Consider the following 16,518-nt stretch of genomic DNA (forward strand, 5'->3'; position numbering starts at 1 on the left):
CAATGGCGATCCCTGAGCTCAAAAATGCCCTCGGGCTCCTTTCCCGGATGCCGTTCCTCTGGATCCCGGGGATAATCTGCGGATTATTTGCCGCAGCGCTTTGGCTGATACTTAATATAAGCGGGGATTTTTTTACCAGCAGGCTGCTGATCGTTGCCACCCTTGCCGCGCTCCTTTTTATTACCGGCATTTTCTGGAGTGTCAGGAACGGGAGCGGGGATATCCGGACTCTGCTCGAAGGTGGCGCCAGGTATTATTTCAGGGTTCTTCTCCCCCTGCTGGTCATCCTCTTTACCGTGATGCTCATCTTTGTTCTGATCATCATTACCCTGACGCTGGCCGGGACCACCCCGGATCCCGTGCTCATGGCATCGGTTTCCATAGGGATCATGATCCCAAGCATCATCCTCTCGTTCTTTTGCGACACGGCAGCAGTATTTGAAGATCGCGGTGTATTCGATGCTATCCGGCGCAGTATCGACCTGGTAGGAAACCACCTGCAGGAGGTCATCGCCTTCCTGGCGATCTCTGCCGTAATTATGATGGGAATCCTGTTCAGCCTCATGGTTCTCTGGGAAGCGGCACTCTACGACAAGCTCGAACCCCTCACCCATTACACCGAAGCGCAGATCCAGGCATTCACCCCGGATCAAATAATCGCCATGATCGGCCCTGACGGCATGTGGATCACCGCAGGTATGCTCTTTATTGCCTGCCTTATCCTCGTGCCTGTGCTTTTCACGTACAAAGCGTGCTTTTTCAAGACCCTGGCGCAGACGGGTGTTCCCGTCCAGCAAGTGACGGGTGAATTCGACAGCAAGGGGCGCTGGTATAAATACTGAATGAGAACCGGGCAAAACCAGCTGAAAGATTGCTGTAAAATACGGTAGGGAAAACAGACAGGGCAGGCGGGGTACCAAAACCCCGGACGCAACCATGTTTATTTTTATTTTTGGTTTTTTCTACAATTTCATGAGGATGAACAAGGCCATTGAGAACAGCCCTCCGCCAATGGTAGCCAGCAGGTTTGTTCCCGCATTACCGAGGAACCCGCGGTTCTCGAGCGTGGCCCCGACAAGGCTGTCAATATTGGTACCGACAAACCCGGCGAGCGTGCAGACAAGAACCATCGGAAGAGTGATCACACCCAGGAAAAACGCTGCAAGTGAGACGATCAGGCCGCCTATCATGGCAACCGATTCACCGACAAGCGTCACCCCGCCATTCGTACCGATGGGAACTTTTTTGAGAGTTGTGATCATGTAGGGGATCCCTCCGGTCACACCGATCTCGCTTGCCAGTGTATCCGCCGCAGCCGTTGCCACACTGCCGACATACATCACAATGAAGATCGGTTGCTGGAACACGCCGAAGAGAACGGCTGCAGCCGTAGCCACGATCCCGTTTGCAAAGACATTCCGGTACCCCCGCGCCCCGCTCTGCCCCTGTTCCACCCCAATCCGCTTCTTGTACTCGAACTTGTATTTGGTGGCTGCCGATCCCACGATGAAAAAGACCAGCATAATCAGGAACCAGCGGGGGCCGGCAAATACCAGCAGAACGATCCCGACAAGTGCGGAAGAGAACAGCCCCGAGAGATCCGCTGTTTTTGAGCGGAAAGCAAAATAGGCAAACGTGAACCCGACAATGACTGCCGCCACCACCATCTGGAGATCGGCCTGGTAATTGAGTTCCTGGATCAGCCACATGGTCATCGCGATACCAACACCTTCGATAACCAGGGAATCCTCATATTTCAGGAGGATCACCTTGAGGAGGACCGCAGCGATAATGCCAAAGATAACGGTCAGGATCGCAGTCTCGTGGAGGTATGCCATGACCAGTACGCCGGCCCATGCGGTGGAGATCACATAATACAGGTACGTGTTCAGGTCATCCGCACCGGTCTGGAATACGAGTTCCCCCAGCACAAGCATTGCAAGTGTTGTGGAAAAGACAAAAAACGGAAGGAGACCGATACCGTAGAGCGCGGCAAGAACGCACATGGTATAGGTCAGGTACCTGGTATCGAAAAAGCGCCAGAGGAGCAGGGCGAAGAATATGACAACGAGCCCCATCAGCCAGGTGGGTTTCATATAGGGGCCGATGAGGATCGCCCCACCGACGAATGCCGATGCAAAACCAAGACCCCGTTGTCGCTGCATTGGACAGTCATTTGTTTTCAAGCAAAAAGAGTTTTATTATGCACCATGGGACCGGAACTACCCGGTTACGGTGAAACGGGAGGATTATCCCGGGCTGGATACGATCACTATATTTTATTTCACAACCAACCTTCTGCACAAATGGTGTCATCTGATCAACTGCCGAAAAACTATGATTTCGCCGAAGTGGAAGAGCGCTGGCGGAAAACCTGGCGCGATGAGGATCATTATTTTGACCGGAACTCGAAGAAGCCGCAGTTCGTCATCGATACCCCGCCTCCTTACCCGACAGGGAATTTCCATATCGGCAATGCACTGAACTGGTGTTACATCGACTTCTTTGCCCGCTACAAGCGCATGAAGGGTTTTAACGTGATGTTTCCGCAGGGCTGGGACTGCCACGGCCTTCCCACGGAAGTGAAGGTAGAGGAACTCAACCACATCACGAAGAACGATGTGTCCCGCGAGGAGTTCCGGCGGATGTGCCGCGAACTGACCGAGAAGAACATCGCGGCAATGCGCATCACTCTGCGGAAGATGGCCTTCTCCACGGACTGGAGCAATGAATACATCACGATGACGCCGAAGTACTTCGGCAAGACGCAACTCTCATTCCTGCGCATGCTGGCCTCCGGTTACATCTACCAGAGCGAGCACCCGGTAAACTACTGCACCCGGTGCGAGACCGCGATCGCGTTTGCGGAAGTTTCCTACGATGACCGGGAAACCCAGCTCAACTACTTCAATTTTGATGGTGTAGAGATCGCAACCACACGTCCCGAGCTGCTGGCGGCCTGTGTGGCAGTCGCGGTCCACCCGACTGATGAGCGTTACCACAAGCTCAGGGGAAAATCCATGAAGGTTCCGCTCTTCGGCCACGATGTTCCGGTCGTACAGGATGAGGCCGTGGATCCGGCATTCGGGTCCGGCGCGGTCATGGTCTGTACCTTTGGGGACAAGCAGGATGTCCACTGGTGGAAACAGCACAACCTCGCGCTGAGGAAGGCGATCGACCGGCAGGGAAAGATGACCGCTATCGCCGGGAAGTACCGGGGCATGAACACCACAGACTGCCGCGCAGCGATTCTTGCAGATATGAAAGAGCAGGGAATCCTGAAGAGGCAGGAGAAACTCGCACAGCGCGTGGGCACCTGCTGGCGCTGCAAGACACCGATCGAGATCCTCTCAGAGCGCCAGTGGTTCGTGAAGATCAAACCGGACGAGATCCAGAAAGCGGCACACCAGATCACCTGGTATCCCGAGCACATGCTGCGCAGGATGGAGAACTGGGTGGACCAGATGGAGTGGGACTGGTGCATCTCCCGGCAGCGTATCTTCGCCACCCCGATCCCGGTCTGGTTCTGTAAAAAGTGCGGCGAGATGGCGGTGCCGGATGAGTTGGATCTCCCGGTCGATCCCACGCTCGTAAAACCGGATCACCCCTGCAAAAAATGCGGTGGCACATCATTCGATGGCGAAGTAGATGTGCTCGATACATGGATGGACTCCTCCATCTCGGTCCTGAACGTGACCGGATGGGATGGCAGCGGGAAGCCGCCATTCTTCCCTGCCCAGATACGCCCTCAGGGCCACGACATCATCCGCACCTGGGCCTTCTACACGATCCTCAGGTCGGTCGCACTCACCGGAGGAAAACCGTGGGAGGAGATCCTTGTCAACGGTATGGTACTGGGCGAGGACGGCTTCAAGATGAGCAAGAGCCGGGGTAACATTATCGTCCCGGAGGAGATCATGGTCAAGTATGGTGCCGACGCACTCCGGCAGTGGGGCGCAATGGGCGCTGCGACCGGTTCCGATATTATGTTCAACTGGAACGACGTGGTCTCTGCGTCCCGGTTCCAGACAAAGATGTGGAACATCACCAAGTTCGCCCTGATCCAACTCGAAAAAGGAGGGTTTGACAAGGACACGCCGGTCACGGCGCTTGCCGACCGGTGGCTTCTCGTCCGGCTCTCGGACACAATCCAACAGGTAAGCGCGGCGATGGAGGCCTATGAGTTCGATGATGCACTCAAGGCGATCCGCGAATTTGCGTGGGACGTACTTGCCGACAACTACATCGAGCTTGTCAAGGGCCGCCTCTACCAGCAGGATGCCTCCCGCGCGAGCGCATGCCTCGTGCTCCATACCGCATTCGATGCGCTGTGCCGTATGCTCGCCCCGTTCACACCGTATTTTGCAGAGGAATGCTACTCGTATCTCAACCCGGGACACAGCGTCCATAAGCAGCCGTGGGTCTCGTTCACGTACGAGGACGAGGCGGCACGGAAAGAGGGAAACCTTCTCGTGCAGGTTGTAGCGGAAGTGCGGAAGTACAAGCACGATGCCGGCCTTGCCCTTAACGCCCCGCTCGGGAAGGTCACGATCTACGCCCCGCACACGGTCAACGATGAGGGAGACACCGGCCGCACGCTCAACGCCGATGTCCACTGGCGCACGGATGTGGCGAAACTCGACCGGGTCATCACCGACATCGACTTCAACCGCAGCATCGTAGGCCCCACGTTCCGGAAGCAGGCGCAGGCCTTCATGACCGCAGTCCGCGCGCTCTCGCCGGATCAGCTGGCTAATCCGCCGAAGACTATTGTTCTTGAAGGTACGGAAGTCGCCATCCCGGAGAATGTCTTCACGCCAAAGTACTCCTACATGGAGGAGGGGGCGAAGGTGGATGTGATCACGGTCGGGGATGTTATTGTGACGATTGCGAAGAAGGAATAGAAAATCATTCAATCATTTTTCATTAATTTCGACTGTATATTTTAATGATTATTGCGATGCCTGCCGCCGCCCCCGACGGGGCGCCCCCGCGGCGGCTCAATTACCAGCAATCAACAAAACCGGTAATCTGCCCAGCGAGGCCCCGACGAGGCGGCCGAGAGACCCCCCTCAGGGGGTGGGCTCACTCGCAACTCCACTGCGGACAATAAAACAAGAAAAGATCTAAATGCAATTCTCCGGAGAGAGAAAACGCTTCACTTCTTCCTTTTTTTCTTTTTCCCGGCTTCCCACATCTGCCGGATCGCCTCAGCCACAAACCGCGCAATCTCTTCCCGGTCTTTCAGAGCATCAACGATCACAAACCGCCCCGGCTCAGCCCGGGCATACGCAAGATAATTGTTCTGGACCTTCTCAAGCACCTCGCGTTTCTCGAAATGCTCCCGCTCGCTAGCAGGCTTGAGCCTTGTCAGCGCATCGTCGATCGGCAGCACACAGAGGAATGTCCGGTCCGGGACAATTGTCCAGCCGTTGTGCATGGCCCGCAGCCATTTCTCCGGTTCGGAGATAATCCCCTGGAGGGTCACGGACTGGTATGCGTACCGGCTGTCGCTGTACCGGTCGGAGATGACGATCTTTCCTTCCGCAAGCGCAGGCCGGACAACCTTGGCGAGATGCGCAGCATGGTCCGCGACGAATAGTGTCGCTTCCGTCACTGGATCAATCTGCTCTGCGATTGCCCGGCGGACAGAATCTCCTACCCACGTTGCTCCCGGTTCCCGGGTAAATACCGGGTCGAGATCGGCAAGCAGTTCTTTGAGCGCTGTATGAAGTGAGCTCTTGCCGCTCCCGTCAATACCTTCCAGCGTGATTAACACATTCGTCCCCTCCGTATCCATGCCAGCGGGATCTTCCCGTGGTGCAGGGCAGTCGCGATAATTGCCCCGTCAAACCCGGCATCGCCGAGCATATGCAGGTCTGCAACCGATGCAACGCCCCCGCCCCAGAATAATTTCCGGTGATATGCTGCCCGCAGTGTCTCCAGTATTTCCCGGTTCAGCCCGGTTTCCGTGCCCACAGCACCAATGTTGAGGATGATGCAGCCGTCGAATTTCCAGCCGTTTGCTTTCCGGAGAACTTCCACCGGATCACTCCCCGACGGGATGACTTTTCCGGCCCTGATATCGATACTCAAAAGACCACCCCCATACCGCGCGAGGTCATCCCCGCCCGTCTCTGTACCGACAATATTCCTGATATGGTACCCGCTCAGCAGATCCTGCGGGGACCGGCATCCCCGGTCCACATAACATGCCGAGACATTCCTGGCACATTCCCGGACAACGCGATCGTGCGAACCGGTGCCTTCGATCCGGTCGAGATCTGCGATGTAGATATTTCTGGGTGCAATGGCTTTTACAAAACCGACCGGTTCAGCCGTCGGGGAATACCCCCAATCGAGCGGTTTGTAGCTTGCACGGTGCCCGGATTTACCGTGTACAACCAGATTATGCCGCAAATCCATTGCAAGAACCAGTTCCATAGGCGAACGCAATCACTATTAGGATAAAAGATCATTAAACTTTATGCAATTGTTGGTCAGCCCAAGCTCTATCTCTGAGGCAAAACACTCCTCTGCTGCTGACATAATCGATGTTAAGAAACCCTCCGAGGGCTCGCTGGGCGCCAATTTCCCGTGGGTCATACGGGAGATCAAATCGTTTTCCCATAAACCGGTAAGCGCTGCGATTGGTGATTTTGACTTCCGGCCGGGTTGTGCATCTCTCGCTGCCTACGGTGCTGCCTGTGCCGGGGCTGATTATGTGAAGATCGGGCTCGCATTCGAAGGCCGCGAACAGGCACGGGAAGTGATCAGTGCCGTAGTCAGGGCAGTCAAAGAGGAGTTCCCGAAGAAATACGTTGTTATCGCTGCATATTCCGATTACGAGCGTATGCACTCGATATCTCCTTTCGACATGGCTCCGGTTGCCGCTGACTGCGGGGCGGACTTTGCCATGGTTGACACCGGCATCAAGGACCGCCAGAGCACCTTTGCGTTCATGGATGAGAAAACACTCCGCTCGTTTACGGAAACGAACAGGGATCTGGGTCTTGGGACCGCTCTTGCCGGCTCGCTGAAATTCGAGGACATTGATGCGCTCAAGAGGATTAACCCGGAGATCATCGGTGTGCGGGGCATGGTCTGTGGCGGCGACCGGAACGCGACGGTGCGGGAAGATTTGATCAAGACAGCGCTTGCGATGATCAGGTGATTGAAATGTTTGTCGAAAAACTGGATGTACCACTCTCATTAACCTTTGACGATGTCCTGCTGGAACCGCTGGCATCCTGGATCGAACCTTCGGAGGCTGATACCCGTTCCCTCTTTTCCAGGAATATCCGGGTCAATATCCCCATCGTTTCGGCCGCAATGGACACCGTGACCGAAGCTAATATGGCGATTGCCCTCGCCCGCGAGGGAGGCATCGGGGTTATTCACCGGAATATGACACCCGAGCGGGAACTGCAGGAAGTCATTGCCGTCAAACAGGCCGAAGAGCTTATCGAGCGCGATGTGCTCTATGTCGAAGATACCGCAACGGTCTCGGATGCGGAGCGACTGATGCAGCAGTACAGTATTGGCGGGTTGCCGGTTGTGGACAAGGGAAAGATCATCGGGATTGTCAGCAGACGTGATGTACGGGCGATCGTACAGAAGCGCGGCGACGAGAAGATCACCACGATCATGACGAAAAAACCGATCGTGGCTAACGAGGATATCACCGCGGAAAAAGCGCTTGAGATCATGTATACCAATAAAGTCGAACGTCTTCCCGTGGTGAACAGGAAAGGAAAACTGCTCGGCATCATCACGATGCAGGATATCCTGGAAAAACGTCAGTACCCGCTCGCGTCCCGGGATTCAAAGGGGAACCTCCGCGTGGCAGCGGCAGTCGGCCCGTTCGATTTTGCCCGTGCAGAACTTCTGGACCAGAATGGTGTCGACGCGATTGTCGTGGACTGCGCCCACGGTCATAACATGAAGGTCGTGGCGGCGGTGAAGGAGATCAAGGGAAGTGTCAAAGCCGATGTGATAGCGGGGAACATTGCAACCCGGGAAGCGGCCGAAGCACTCCTCGATGCCGGTGTCGATGGCATCAAGGTAGGGATTGGCCCGGGCTCGATCTGCACGACACGCATTGTTGCAGGAACGGGGGTCCCTCAGATCACGGCAGTTTCGCAGGTAGCGGATGTGGCACGGGGCGCAGATATCCCTATCATCTCGGATGGTGGCGTCAGGTTCAGCGGCGATGTGGCAAAAGCCATTGCCGCCGGGGCTGACACGGTCATGATGGGCAGCATGTTTGCCGGCACGGATGAATCCCCGGGCAAGGTAATCACGATGAAGGGCCGGCGGTACAAGCAGTACCGCGGCATGGGATCTCTGGGTGTCATGAGCACGGGGCAGTCCAGCGACCGGTACTTCCAGAAGAAGGATATTGGCAGCACCAAGTTTGTACCTGAGGGCGTGGAAGGTGTCACCCCGTATGTCGGCCACGTCGGGGAAGTGATCTACCAGCTCGTGGGCGGGCTCAAGTCAGCGATGGGATATACCGGTTCAAAGACTATTCCTGAAATGCATATCAAGGCCCGGTTCGTCCGGATCACCAATGCCGGCATGACCGAGAGCCACCCGCACAATATCATGATCACGGACGAAGCGCCGAACTACCGGCTCTTCGAATAATCCGGTTCTTTTTTAGCACAATCCTTATCCTTTCCGGGGCTTCAGTGCTTTTGTGGATATTTTCATCCTGCGGCATGGGAAGGCAGAGGACGCCGGGCATAACCTGACGGATGCCCACCGGAAACTCACAAAGAAAGGGCGTGAGGAGATCGCAGCCGTTGCGGAATGGATGGCCGCGCAGGGAATACAGTTCGATCTCATCGCTGCAAGCCCGCTTGACCGGGCGCAGGAGACCGCAGCGATTGTTGCGGATATACTTGGTACACCGGAAAAACCGGAGACATGGAAGGTGCTGGTACCCGGAGGGGACCCGGATACGGTGTGCCGGGAAATCGGTAAGCACCCGGAAGATTTTGCAATCCTGCTTGTCGGCCACGAGCCGCTCCTCTCATCGCTCATCGGCCGGATCATCTCGGGCGATGCCGGAGCCGGCATCGTCATGATGAAAGGGGCGCTGGCAAAGATCCGCGATTTCTCCTGCACGGAACACCCCTCCGGGGAACTCCACTGGCTTCTCATGGCAAAACAGATGGCCGGAATCCGTCACTGATTATTCCTCCCGTTGGGGGGATTTTTCACGAGCATTATCTGTCATCGCAAACAACAAGTACTCAAGCGAGAGTCTGCCATGTCCTGGAAACCGGCCCACACGACAGAACTTTTCAGCTGCACGCTCATTTTTCTTGGCGGGATGACGGGGTCAATTCTCAGATTTATTGCCGGGGAGATGTTCTCGTCCCTGCCCGGCACGCTCTTTGTCAATACGCTCGGGTCGTTCTGCATGGGCATCTTCATGTACGAATCGATCTATATCGGCCGTTTCAGCCGTCAGGCGCGTATGCTGGCAGGTGTCGGGTTCCTCGGGGGATTCACCACGTTCTCCACGCTTGCCGTCATCTCGGTCCAGCAGCCACCTGCGGTATCAGCGGCATACTTTTTCCTGACCCTTGCGTGCGGCCTTGGAGGAATTTTTGCCGGCCGCTCATTTATCATCCTGGTAAGGAGGCCCTGAATGGAGCCCGTGATCCTGATTGGGGTTGGCGGGGGAGCCGGTTCGGTTGCCCGGTACCTGTGCTCGAAGCTTCAGCCATACCGGGGACTTCCCGCAGGTACGCTCCTTGTCAATGTGCTCGGGAGCTTTCTGCTGGGACTCATCGTCTTTTCCCGGGCGCCGTCGGATATTTTTTACTTTGCCGGCGTAGGCGCCATGGGAGGATTCACCACGTTTTCAACGTTCAGTTACGAGACCTTCCGCATGCTGGAGGATCGGGATTATTATACGATGCTTCTCAATATCCTCACAAACGGGGGCGGCAGCATTCTCGGTGTGGTGATCGCGCTGGGAATCTGCATGGTCCCTGGTATTCACGGGTGAAACAGAATGGACGAAGGTGTGCTGTTGCGGATTTATATGGCTGAATCGGCGCTGATCAACAAAGAGCCGGGCTACAAGTACCTGGTCGGGTTCTTTCTTCGTAAGGGATTCCCCGGGTGCACGGTAGTAAGCGGGATGGCAGGATTCGGACATGAGCATCTCCTCAAAACCGTTGATGTCTTCCAGCTCTCGCTTGACCTGCCTGTAGTTATTGATGTTGTGGGAACACGCGAGCGTATTATGGCAGTGCTCCCGGAAGTCGAGGCCATGATCGTCCATGGGCTCGTCACCCTTCAGGACGTTCAGATGACCCGTAAGGTACCGGAAGAACGGTAACCGCACCGGAATTTTTCCCGACACCCGGTAAAATTCCGGAAAATTTTCGCGTGATGTGAATAAACAGCTTTCTGAAGTTCGCAACAATTTTTTTGGGCCCTGGTGAGATCCCGGATCTCATATCATTACCAGAGACCTGTGGTGAACTGGTTTTCGACAAATACATTACGCGGGGGTATTGCGATATGGGGAGAGAGGCACTCATTCGAAGATCCCTGTGGATTTTTCTCATCCCGTCTTTTCGAAATTAACTATATCGAAGCCCGGTGAGTGCCCGGATTGACTTGTTTTTTTAGAAGATTACAAGCAGGATTGGGACCTGAACGGGGCTATACACACGAGGTGTGTGTTTTAAAGATTACACGGTTGCCGGAACGGCAGCGGCAGGAGTCACGGTTGCCTTTGCAGGGTGCGCGGTCCGGTAGCCCTTCACGATATCGCGGAACTGGTTGCACAGCGTTGCGAGCTGCTGGTTTGCGGCCTTGACTGCATTCCCATCCTGGCTGTCGAATCCGGCCTTCAGGGCCGTACCTTCCTGCTGGATCTGGTTTTCGATCGCTTGTGCCTGCGAGACATCGACACCTTTTGCTGTCAGTTTCGCAAGCACGTTGTTCCGGTTCTGGTCGTTCTGTGCGAACTCGTCCATACGGGCGGTCTCGCGGTCCGTCCACCACGTGTTCCTGAGGTTCTGGATCGTACCGGACTGCGCCATGACCGAGGCATTGATGCTCTCCCGGAGGGCCTTTGCGGTGCCGTTGTACTCCTTGAGCGAGCCTTTCGCCGTGGTCATGAACTCCTTCCGGTCCGAACTCATCTGCGTTTCTGCAGCTTTGATTTGATCAGCGGCGGTCATCGACCCGGCAGAGGACTCTGTTCCGGTGAACTGCGATTCAATGGATGAGAGCTGACTTGTCCCGGCACCATTGCTGACGGTACCGATATAGCTGATCGCCCCGTCCATCTGTGCCTGCCCGATTGCCCCGGTATACGCCACGTTGGCTTTCATCGCAGTGATATGTTCAGGGTTGTTGTTCCATGCAGTCCCATTCCCGAGAGCGCTTGCGACCGGCATGATCGCTGCAATGAGGCAGATCATGCAGAAGCCGCAGAGCATTGTCATTCTGGTGTTTGTCATCTCTTTCACCTGTCTTCCTGGGGGTAATTCCCACCCTGATCACCAGTTGTCCGGAGGAGTTTATGTATTCGTAAAATAGAGGCAGTGTTCTGTGTAAAAATACGTGGCGAAACGTTGAACCTGCGGGTTAAACCATATTTCCTGAACTATCTGTTTTACCCACCGGAAGAAGGTGTGAAAAAGTAACGTTATATTCCTGATGCAAAGTCGTTGCAGCACAATCGCAACCATTATTCAAGCCCGGACGCAACATAACGACGCATGGAAAATACCGGCCAGTACAGGAAAGCAACATTTGCTGCCGGCAGTTTCTGGGATGCGGAGGCGGTATTCCGAAGACCCGGCGGGATTGCAGAAACCGTGGTCGGTTACATAAGCGGAACGCTCCCTGATCCGACCTACGGGCAAGTCAGTAAAGGCACAACCGGCCATGTTGAAGCGGTGGGGGTCATGTACGATCCCGCAATCATTTCATACGAGCAGCTGCTCGACATTTTCTGGACAATACACGACCCTGCCCGGGCGGATGGGCAGGGAGACTATACCGGACCGCAGTACCGCTCCGTGATCTTTTACTATGATGAAACCCAGAAGATGGCGGCATTCGTATCCCGCGACCGGCTCGCGGCATCAGAAAAGTACAGGGACCGTTACCTTGTCACGGAGATCCTGCCCGCGTCCACGTTCTGGCCGGCTGAAGAGTGCCACCAGCACTTCTATGAAAAGTGCGCTCTGGGCTACTGCACGAGCCGGCAGATCTATGAGTGAATCACGTCGGGGTTCCGGGCCGGCACATCCACCTGCGTGTCATGATTCTTCCGGCCCGGAAAGCACCAGAATCTAAAAAGGGCCGCTGGATGTGCGGCTCCTGAATATCCTTCCCGTTCAGCAGGTTCTTTCATTGAACCTGCAGGTGTGGGGAAAACACCCGGACGATTTGAGGAATATAAGTGCAGGGGCCTGAAAACTTACTGATCAGAGTGTTCATTCCGCTGATGGCGGGATGGATAACACTCGTATCATATCCGTAAGTACCCGCATTCCGGAAAAGGAGGCCTTTTTTGCGGCCCACTTTCCCCGCAAAGATCCTCCCGAAAACCGGATGTTGCACGTTCGGATATGCAGGAACAAACAGACCGCTATGCAATGACTCCCGACAAAGAGGGCATTGCGTCCAGCGGCCAGGAGACCATGCCATGACAACGACCAACAACCACATACCCGGAACAGATGCCGGTCATGCCCCGCATCACGCCCGCGACGGATCGCACAACAGCACGCGTTCCCGCCCGTGCCTGATGCCGGCAGGGGGATGGCTAAGGGAGGTTGCCACGAGCGAGAACTGGCGCACGACAACGATCGTTCAGCGCCACCGCGACCGGGCAGCCGCCCCATCCTCTCATTAAAACTGTTCCATCCACAAGGGAGCCCGCTCCCCATCACCGCACATGCCGGGTGAAGATCCCGGCATGCTATTCTGTTCAGGAAAAACCCATTTGTTCTTCTCACAGATCCTGGCTGGGAATTAAAAAAAAAGTTAGAACTGTTTATCCACAAATATATAGTTAGTTTCATAAAGGATACTCTATCTTTAATGTCCTTTGTCGAGTAAAACTTATCCGGAGAAGACAGCAATGGTAGCACTGACAACGGAGATCAGTGAGTCGCTGACCGGTACAAGGACCGTATTCCTGGCGACATCATCGAAGAACAGCGTGCCAAACGTCGTCCCGATCGGGGCATTCAAGCTCCTTGACGATGAAACCCTGCTTATATCGGACCAGTACTTCCACAAGACCCTGAAGAATATGGCAGAGAACCCGGTGGTGGCCCTCTCCTGGTGGGGAGAGAAGGGCGGCTTCCAGATCAAGGGGCCGGTGACCCTTCACACGAACGACGAGATCTTCCGGCAGGATGTGGCGTGGATGAAGGAAGTCAGGCCCCACCTCGCACCGAAGTCCGCGGTAATCATGAAGATCTCCGAGGCCTATTCCGTGAAGCCCGGCGCCGATGCCGGTAAGAAGATACTTTGAATTAATTTCAATTGGTTTAGAGATTCAAGTCTGGGGATTCAGACCTTAACAACCAAATTTTCTTTTTCGATTATTCCACAGTCAAAAGTGTGTTATTAAAAAAAAGAAGGTTACCGGATCTTTGTTCCCGGCTCCACCATCTTCAGGGGGGTGAGCAGCGAGGCCGCATCCCCGGCCGCAAGGATCATGCCGTTACTCTCCACGCCAAAGATCTTTGCCGGCGCAAGGTTCGTGAGTACGACAACATTCTGGCCCACGAGTTCATCCGGTTTGTAGAACTGGGAAATGCCGCTGACAATCTGGCGGGTCTCGCCGCCGATATCTACCTGTAACTTCAGGAGCTTGCCCGACTTCGGGATTGCTTCGGCAGCAAGCACAATTCCTGTCTTCATCTCAACTTTTGCAAATTCCTCGATTGTTATTAAGGGAGTCTTTTCCATTTTTTTGTTCGCCTCGGCAACGCGTTTATTGAGCAGGGCCTCGAGCTCTGCAATCTGGGTGTCTTCCATTTTAGTAAAGAGCGGGGTGGGAGCCTTGATGCACGCCTCGGGGACCGGGTGCGTGGCATCGCTGATCGGGTGCTTTGCCACGCTGTCATAGTACCCGAGCTGTTTCCAGCACCGTTCGGCGGTATCGGGCATCACCGGCTCGATGAGCAGTGCAAGGGCCTTGACGATCTGGACGCTGTTTTTGATGACCTGCGCCGCTGCCGCACGATCTGTCTTGATCAGTTTCCACGGCGCATTGGTCTGGATGTAGGAGTTGCCGAACGCCGCAAGTGCCATGATCGCGTCGACTGCGCCCTTGAACTCGTAGTCCCGCATCAGCTGGTCCACGGTCGCGAGGCTCTTCTCGATCTCGGCAGTGATCGCGGGATCAACCGGGCCGGGCGGGATACCTTCGAACTCCTTCTGGGCAAAGAAGAGCGTGCGGTACACGAAGTTGCCGAAGATGTTGACCACCTCGTTGTTGATCCGCTCGCCAAAGACCTTCCACGAGAAGTTCAGTTCCTTGGTGTGGCTTGTGTAGGCAAGCAGGTAATATCGCAGGTAATCGGCGGGCAGGCCTTTGTCGAGATAATCGTCATTGGTCCAGACCACATAGCCCCGCGACTTGGAGAATTTGTGATCGTCGACCTTCACCATCCCGCTCGCAACGATCGCATGCGGGACACCATAGCCCGCCCCTTTGAGAAGTGCCGGCCAGAAGATGGAGTGATGATAGATGATGTCGCCCCCGATAAAATGGGTGACCCGGTTCTCGCCGCACCAGTAGCGCTTCCAGTCTTTACCGTTCGCCTTCGCCCATTCCTCGGTGAACGCGATGTACCCGATCGGGGCATCGACCCAGACATAGACCACGAGATCGTCACGGCCCGGGAATTTCACGCCCCATTCAAGCGTGCGGGTGATACACCAGTCATGGAGCTCGTCCTTGATCCACCCGATTGCATAATTCTTCGCATTGCTCGTGCCCCGCACTTTGTCGAGGAATGGCAGGAGGAAGTCCTTGAACTCGGAGAGCCTGAAGAAGTAATGTTCCTGGTCCCGGAACTCCGCCTTCGTACCGCAGACTTTGCAGACCGGGTCCTTGATCTCACCGGGTTCGAGGTGCTTGCCGCACCCCTGGTCGCACTCGTCTCCCCGGGCCGGCTTGCCGCAGTGGGGACAGACTCCTTCGACATACCGGTCCGGCAGGAACCGTTTGCACTTCGTGCAGTAGGCCTGGTGCACGATCTGCTTGTAGATGTAGCCGTTCTTCTCCAGTTCGGCAACAATTGCCCGGGTCCGGTGATGGGTAGCCGGGTCGTCAGTCATACCGAACCGGTCGAACAGGACACCCATCCGTTTGAAGGTCTCGTCAAAATGTTTGTGATAACGTTCCGACAGGGTACGGGGGGAGATGCCCGACTCTTCGGCAGAGACCACGATCGGTGTACCGTGATTGTCCGAACCGCAGACGAAGACCACCTCTTCGCCCGCCCGCCGCATGTAGCGGACGTACGCATCAGCAGGGACGTACGTTCGCAAATGACCCAGATGGCAGGGGCCGTTCGTATACGGCAGCCCGCAGGTAACCAGCAGCGGTGGTGTATTCATCAGTACTTTTTAGATGCTTATGAGTAATAAGATCTCTATTATGGTTAAACGGCTGAAACTGGCAACACGGGGATTCGGGGCTGAGCCGGGAAGGCCGGATGTGGAGAAGCTGGCACCGTGGATCGCTACGCACCGGGGGCACATGGCGGATATCACCACTTACCTCATGGAAGAGTCGCTTGCCCCGCAGGTTTCAGCGGTGATCCAGATCCCCTGTGCCGGGGGAAAATTTTATGCCGGGCGCGTCCGTGACTGCCTCCGCGGGCTTCGCGGGAACCGGATCATGGAAGAACTCAGTCTCGATACGGCACCGGTAATCGAGGATGCCGCGGGCATTGTCGTGCAGAAGAAAGGGGCATGGTGTGCCCTCCCCGCACCCCAGGCTCTTGGCCTTACTGATAACTATTACCAGGATGCGGACGAACACGCCGACGCCATCAACTCGGTGTACTGCGAGCTCATGCGTTCCATGCGGGATACCGGCGTAGCCGGGCACGTCCTTATCGTGGAATCGATGCATGAACTGGAAGTGCAGGCACTCGCCCGGAAAAATGTGTTCTTCTTCCAGCCATCTCCCACCCGGAAGGATCTCGCAATCCTCCTCGAGCGCCAGCGACAGGTTGCGGTCACCCGTGAGATGCTCCCCACACTCTTCGAACTGAGGGGCGAATATGATTTTTCAAGGATATTTCTCATGGACCCGGACCGTGGATCGGTACATCTCGCCCTCTCTCATCTTGATCCGGATCAGATCAGTGCCGGGGGATATTGTACGCAGGACTGCGGGGAGTACTGGAAATGGCTTGTCGCGTCAGCAGTATACGAGCGTTGAACTTTTTTTTTTAAATTACACTATGTTTAGTGTGTATTTTTTATGGGCGCGAATTTAAA

The 16,518-nt window shown here is 55.5% G+C and carries 17 protein-coding genes; 12 read left to right on the plus strand and 5 right to left on the minus strand.

Annotated elements, in window-relative coordinates; all coding sequences use genetic code 11:
- The first annotated feature begins 2 nt into the window (after positions 1–2).
- Entirely contained in the window at positions 3–842 is an 840-nt protein-coding gene (locus tag ABSE13_RS01150; RefSeq protein ID WP_424026639.1) for a DUF7847 domain-containing protein, read from the plus strand.
- Between the two features lie 120 nt (positions 843–962).
- Here the strand turns inward: ABSE13_RS01150 and ABSE13_RS01155 are convergent, their stop codons facing one another.
- Positions 963–2,165: a TIGR00297 family protein gene (locus tag ABSE13_RS01155; protein ID WP_424026640.1), complete on the minus strand. Its 1,203-nt coding sequence runs from the start codon at positions 2,163–2,165 to the stop codon at positions 963–965.
- Between the two features lie 141 nt (positions 2,166–2,306).
- Between ABSE13_RS01155 and ABSE13_RS01160 the strand changes: the two genes are divergently transcribed.
- Complete coding sequence (locus ABSE13_RS01160) at positions 2,307–4,904, plus strand: valine--tRNA ligase (protein ID WP_424026641.1); 2,598 nt, start codon at positions 2,307–2,309, stop codon at positions 4,902–4,904.
- Between the two features lie 254 nt (positions 4,905–5,158).
- Here the strand turns inward: ABSE13_RS01160 and tmk are convergent, their stop codons facing one another.
- Positions 5,159–5,779 carry a dTMP kinase gene (tmk, locus tag ABSE13_RS01165; RefSeq protein WP_424026794.1) on the minus strand — a complete coding sequence of 207 codons (621 nt, stop codon included), beginning with the start codon at positions 5,777–5,779 and terminating at the stop codon, positions 5,159–5,161.
- Positions 5,773–6,444, minus strand: a complete 672-nt coding sequence (locus ABSE13_RS01170) for a HisA/HisF-related TIM barrel protein (RefSeq protein ID WP_424026642.1) — start codon at positions 6,442–6,444, stop codon at positions 5,773–5,775. Before ABSE13_RS01170 ends, tmk begins: the two co-directional genes overlap by 7 nt.
- Positions 6,445–6,487: 43 nt before the next feature.
- Between ABSE13_RS01170 and ABSE13_RS01175 the strand changes: the two genes are divergently transcribed.
- The 6 genes from ABSE13_RS01175 to ABSE13_RS01200 all read left to right on the plus strand — a co-directional run bounded on the left by ABSE13_RS01175 (position 6,488) and on the right by ABSE13_RS01200 (position 10,360).
- Positions 6,488–7,174, plus strand: coding sequence for a (5-formylfuran-3-yl)methyl phosphate synthase (locus ABSE13_RS01175; protein WP_424026643.1), 687 nt, complete (start codon positions 6,488–6,490; stop codon positions 7,172–7,174).
- A 5-nt stretch (positions 7,175–7,179) separates the two neighbouring features.
- Complete coding sequence (gene guaB / locus ABSE13_RS01180) at positions 7,180–8,649, plus strand: IMP dehydrogenase (RefSeq protein WP_424026644.1); 1,470 nt, start codon at positions 7,180–7,182, stop codon at positions 8,647–8,649.
- A 52-nt stretch (positions 8,650–8,701) separates the two neighbouring features.
- Positions 8,702–9,199: a phosphohistidine phosphatase SixA gene (sixA, locus tag ABSE13_RS01185; RefSeq protein ID WP_424026645.1), complete on the plus strand. Its 498-nt coding sequence runs from the start codon at positions 8,702–8,704 to the stop codon at positions 9,197–9,199.
- 78 nt (positions 9,200–9,277) lie between these two features.
- Positions 9,278–9,661, plus strand: coding sequence for a CrcB family protein (locus tag ABSE13_RS01190; protein ID WP_424026646.1), 384 nt, complete (start codon positions 9,278–9,280; stop codon positions 9,659–9,661).
- Complete coding sequence (crcB, locus tag ABSE13_RS01195; protein ID WP_424026647.1) at positions 9,662–10,024, plus strand: fluoride efflux transporter CrcB; 363 nt, start codon at positions 9,662–9,664, stop codon at positions 10,022–10,024.
- A gap of 6 nt (positions 10,025–10,030) precedes the next feature.
- Positions 10,031–10,360, plus strand: coding sequence for a DUF190 domain-containing protein (locus ABSE13_RS01200; protein WP_424026648.1), 330 nt, complete (start codon positions 10,031–10,033; stop codon positions 10,358–10,360).
- A gap of 358 nt (positions 10,361–10,718) precedes the next feature.
- On the opposite strand, the gene ABSE13_RS01205 is transcribed toward ABSE13_RS01200, so the two are convergent.
- Positions 10,719–11,495: a hypothetical protein gene (locus tag ABSE13_RS01205; protein WP_424026649.1), complete on the minus strand. Its 777-nt coding sequence runs from the start codon at positions 11,493–11,495 to the stop codon at positions 10,719–10,721.
- Between the two features lie 261 nt (positions 11,496–11,756).
- On the opposite strand from ABSE13_RS01205, the gene msrA reads away from it, so the two are divergent.
- From msrA to ABSE13_RS01220, 3 genes are all read left to right on the plus strand, one after another.
- Positions 11,757–12,263: a peptide-methionine (S)-S-oxide reductase MsrA gene (gene msrA, locus ABSE13_RS01210; RefSeq protein ID WP_424026650.1), complete on the plus strand. Its 507-nt coding sequence runs from the start codon at positions 11,757–11,759 to the stop codon at positions 12,261–12,263.
- Positions 12,264–12,691: 428 nt separating this feature from the next.
- Entirely contained in the window at positions 12,692–12,901 is a 210-nt protein-coding gene (locus tag ABSE13_RS01215; RefSeq protein WP_424026651.1) for a hypothetical protein, read from the plus strand.
- 228 nt (positions 12,902–13,129) lie between these two features.
- Positions 13,130–13,528, plus strand: coding sequence for a pyridoxamine 5'-phosphate oxidase family protein (locus ABSE13_RS01220; protein ID WP_424026652.1), 399 nt, complete (start codon positions 13,130–13,132; stop codon positions 13,526–13,528).
- Positions 13,529–13,638: 110 nt separating this feature from the next.
- Here ABSE13_RS01220 and metG read toward each other — a convergent pair whose 3' ends face one another.
- Complete coding sequence (gene metG / locus ABSE13_RS01225; RefSeq protein WP_424026653.1) at positions 13,639–15,627, minus strand: methionine--tRNA ligase; 1,989 nt, start codon at positions 15,625–15,627, stop codon at positions 13,639–13,641.
- Between the two features lie 40 nt (positions 15,628–15,667).
- Between metG and ABSE13_RS01230 the strand changes: the two genes are divergently transcribed.
- Entirely contained in the window at positions 15,668–16,459 is a 792-nt protein-coding gene (locus ABSE13_RS01230) for a hypothetical protein (RefSeq protein WP_424026654.1), read from the plus strand.
- Positions 16,460–16,518 lie beyond the last annotated feature (59 nt).

The sequence above is a fragment of the Methanoregula sp. genome (assembly GCF_049518935.1).
GTDB lineage: Archaea > Halobacteriota > Methanomicrobia > Methanomicrobiales > Methanospirillaceae > Methanoregula.

What these genes read in the sequence shown, in the direction of transcription:
- ABSE13_RS01150 (WP_424026639.1), top strand. Translation starts at nt 3, where the DNA reads ATGGCGATCCCTGAGCTCAAAAATGCCCTCGGGCTCCTTTCCCGGATG.
- ABSE13_RS01155 (WP_424026640.1), bottom strand. Translation starts at nt 2,165, where the DNA reads ATGCAGCGACAACGGGGTCTTGGTTTTGCATCGGCATTCGTCGGTGGG.
- ABSE13_RS01160 (WP_424026641.1), top strand. Translation starts at nt 2,307, where the DNA reads ATGGTGTCATCTGATCAACTGCCGAAAAACTATGATTTCGCCGAAGTG.
- ABSE13_RS01170 (WP_424026642.1), bottom strand. Translation starts at nt 6,444, where the DNA reads ATGGAACTGGTTCTTGCAATGGATTTGCGGCATAATCTGGTTGTACAC.
- ABSE13_RS01175 (WP_424026643.1), top strand. Translation starts at nt 6,488, where the DNA reads ATGCAATTGTTGGTCAGCCCAAGCTCTATCTCTGAGGCAAAACACTCC.
- guaB (WP_424026644.1), top strand. Translation starts at nt 7,180, where the DNA reads ATGTTTGTCGAAAAACTGGATGTACCACTCTCATTAACCTTTGACGAT.
- ABSE13_RS01190 (WP_424026646.1), top strand. Translation starts at nt 9,278, where the DNA reads ATGTCCTGGAAACCGGCCCACACGACAGAACTTTTCAGCTGCACGCTC.
- crcB (WP_424026647.1), top strand. Translation starts at nt 9,662, where the DNA reads ATGGAGCCCGTGATCCTGATTGGGGTTGGCGGGGGAGCCGGTTCGGTT.
- ABSE13_RS01200 (WP_424026648.1), top strand. Translation starts at nt 10,031, where the DNA reads ATGGACGAAGGTGTGCTGTTGCGGATTTATATGGCTGAATCGGCGCTG.
- ABSE13_RS01205 (WP_424026649.1), bottom strand. Translation starts at nt 11,495, where the DNA reads ATGACAAACACCAGAATGACAATGCTCTGCGGCTTCTGCATGATCTGC.
- msrA (WP_424026650.1), top strand. Translation starts at nt 11,757, where the DNA reads ATGGAAAATACCGGCCAGTACAGGAAAGCAACATTTGCTGCCGGCAGT.
- ABSE13_RS01215 (WP_424026651.1), top strand. Translation starts at nt 12,692, where the DNA reads ATGACAACGACCAACAACCACATACCCGGAACAGATGCCGGTCATGCC.
- ABSE13_RS01220 (WP_424026652.1), top strand. Translation starts at nt 13,130, where the DNA reads ATGGTAGCACTGACAACGGAGATCAGTGAGTCGCTGACCGGTACAAGG.
- metG (WP_424026653.1), bottom strand. Translation starts at nt 15,627, where the DNA reads ATGAATACACCACCGCTGCTGGTTACCTGCGGGCTGCCGTATACGAAC.
- ABSE13_RS01230 (WP_424026654.1), top strand. Translation starts at nt 15,668, where the DNA reads ATGGTTAAACGGCTGAAACTGGCAACACGGGGATTCGGGGCTGAGCCG.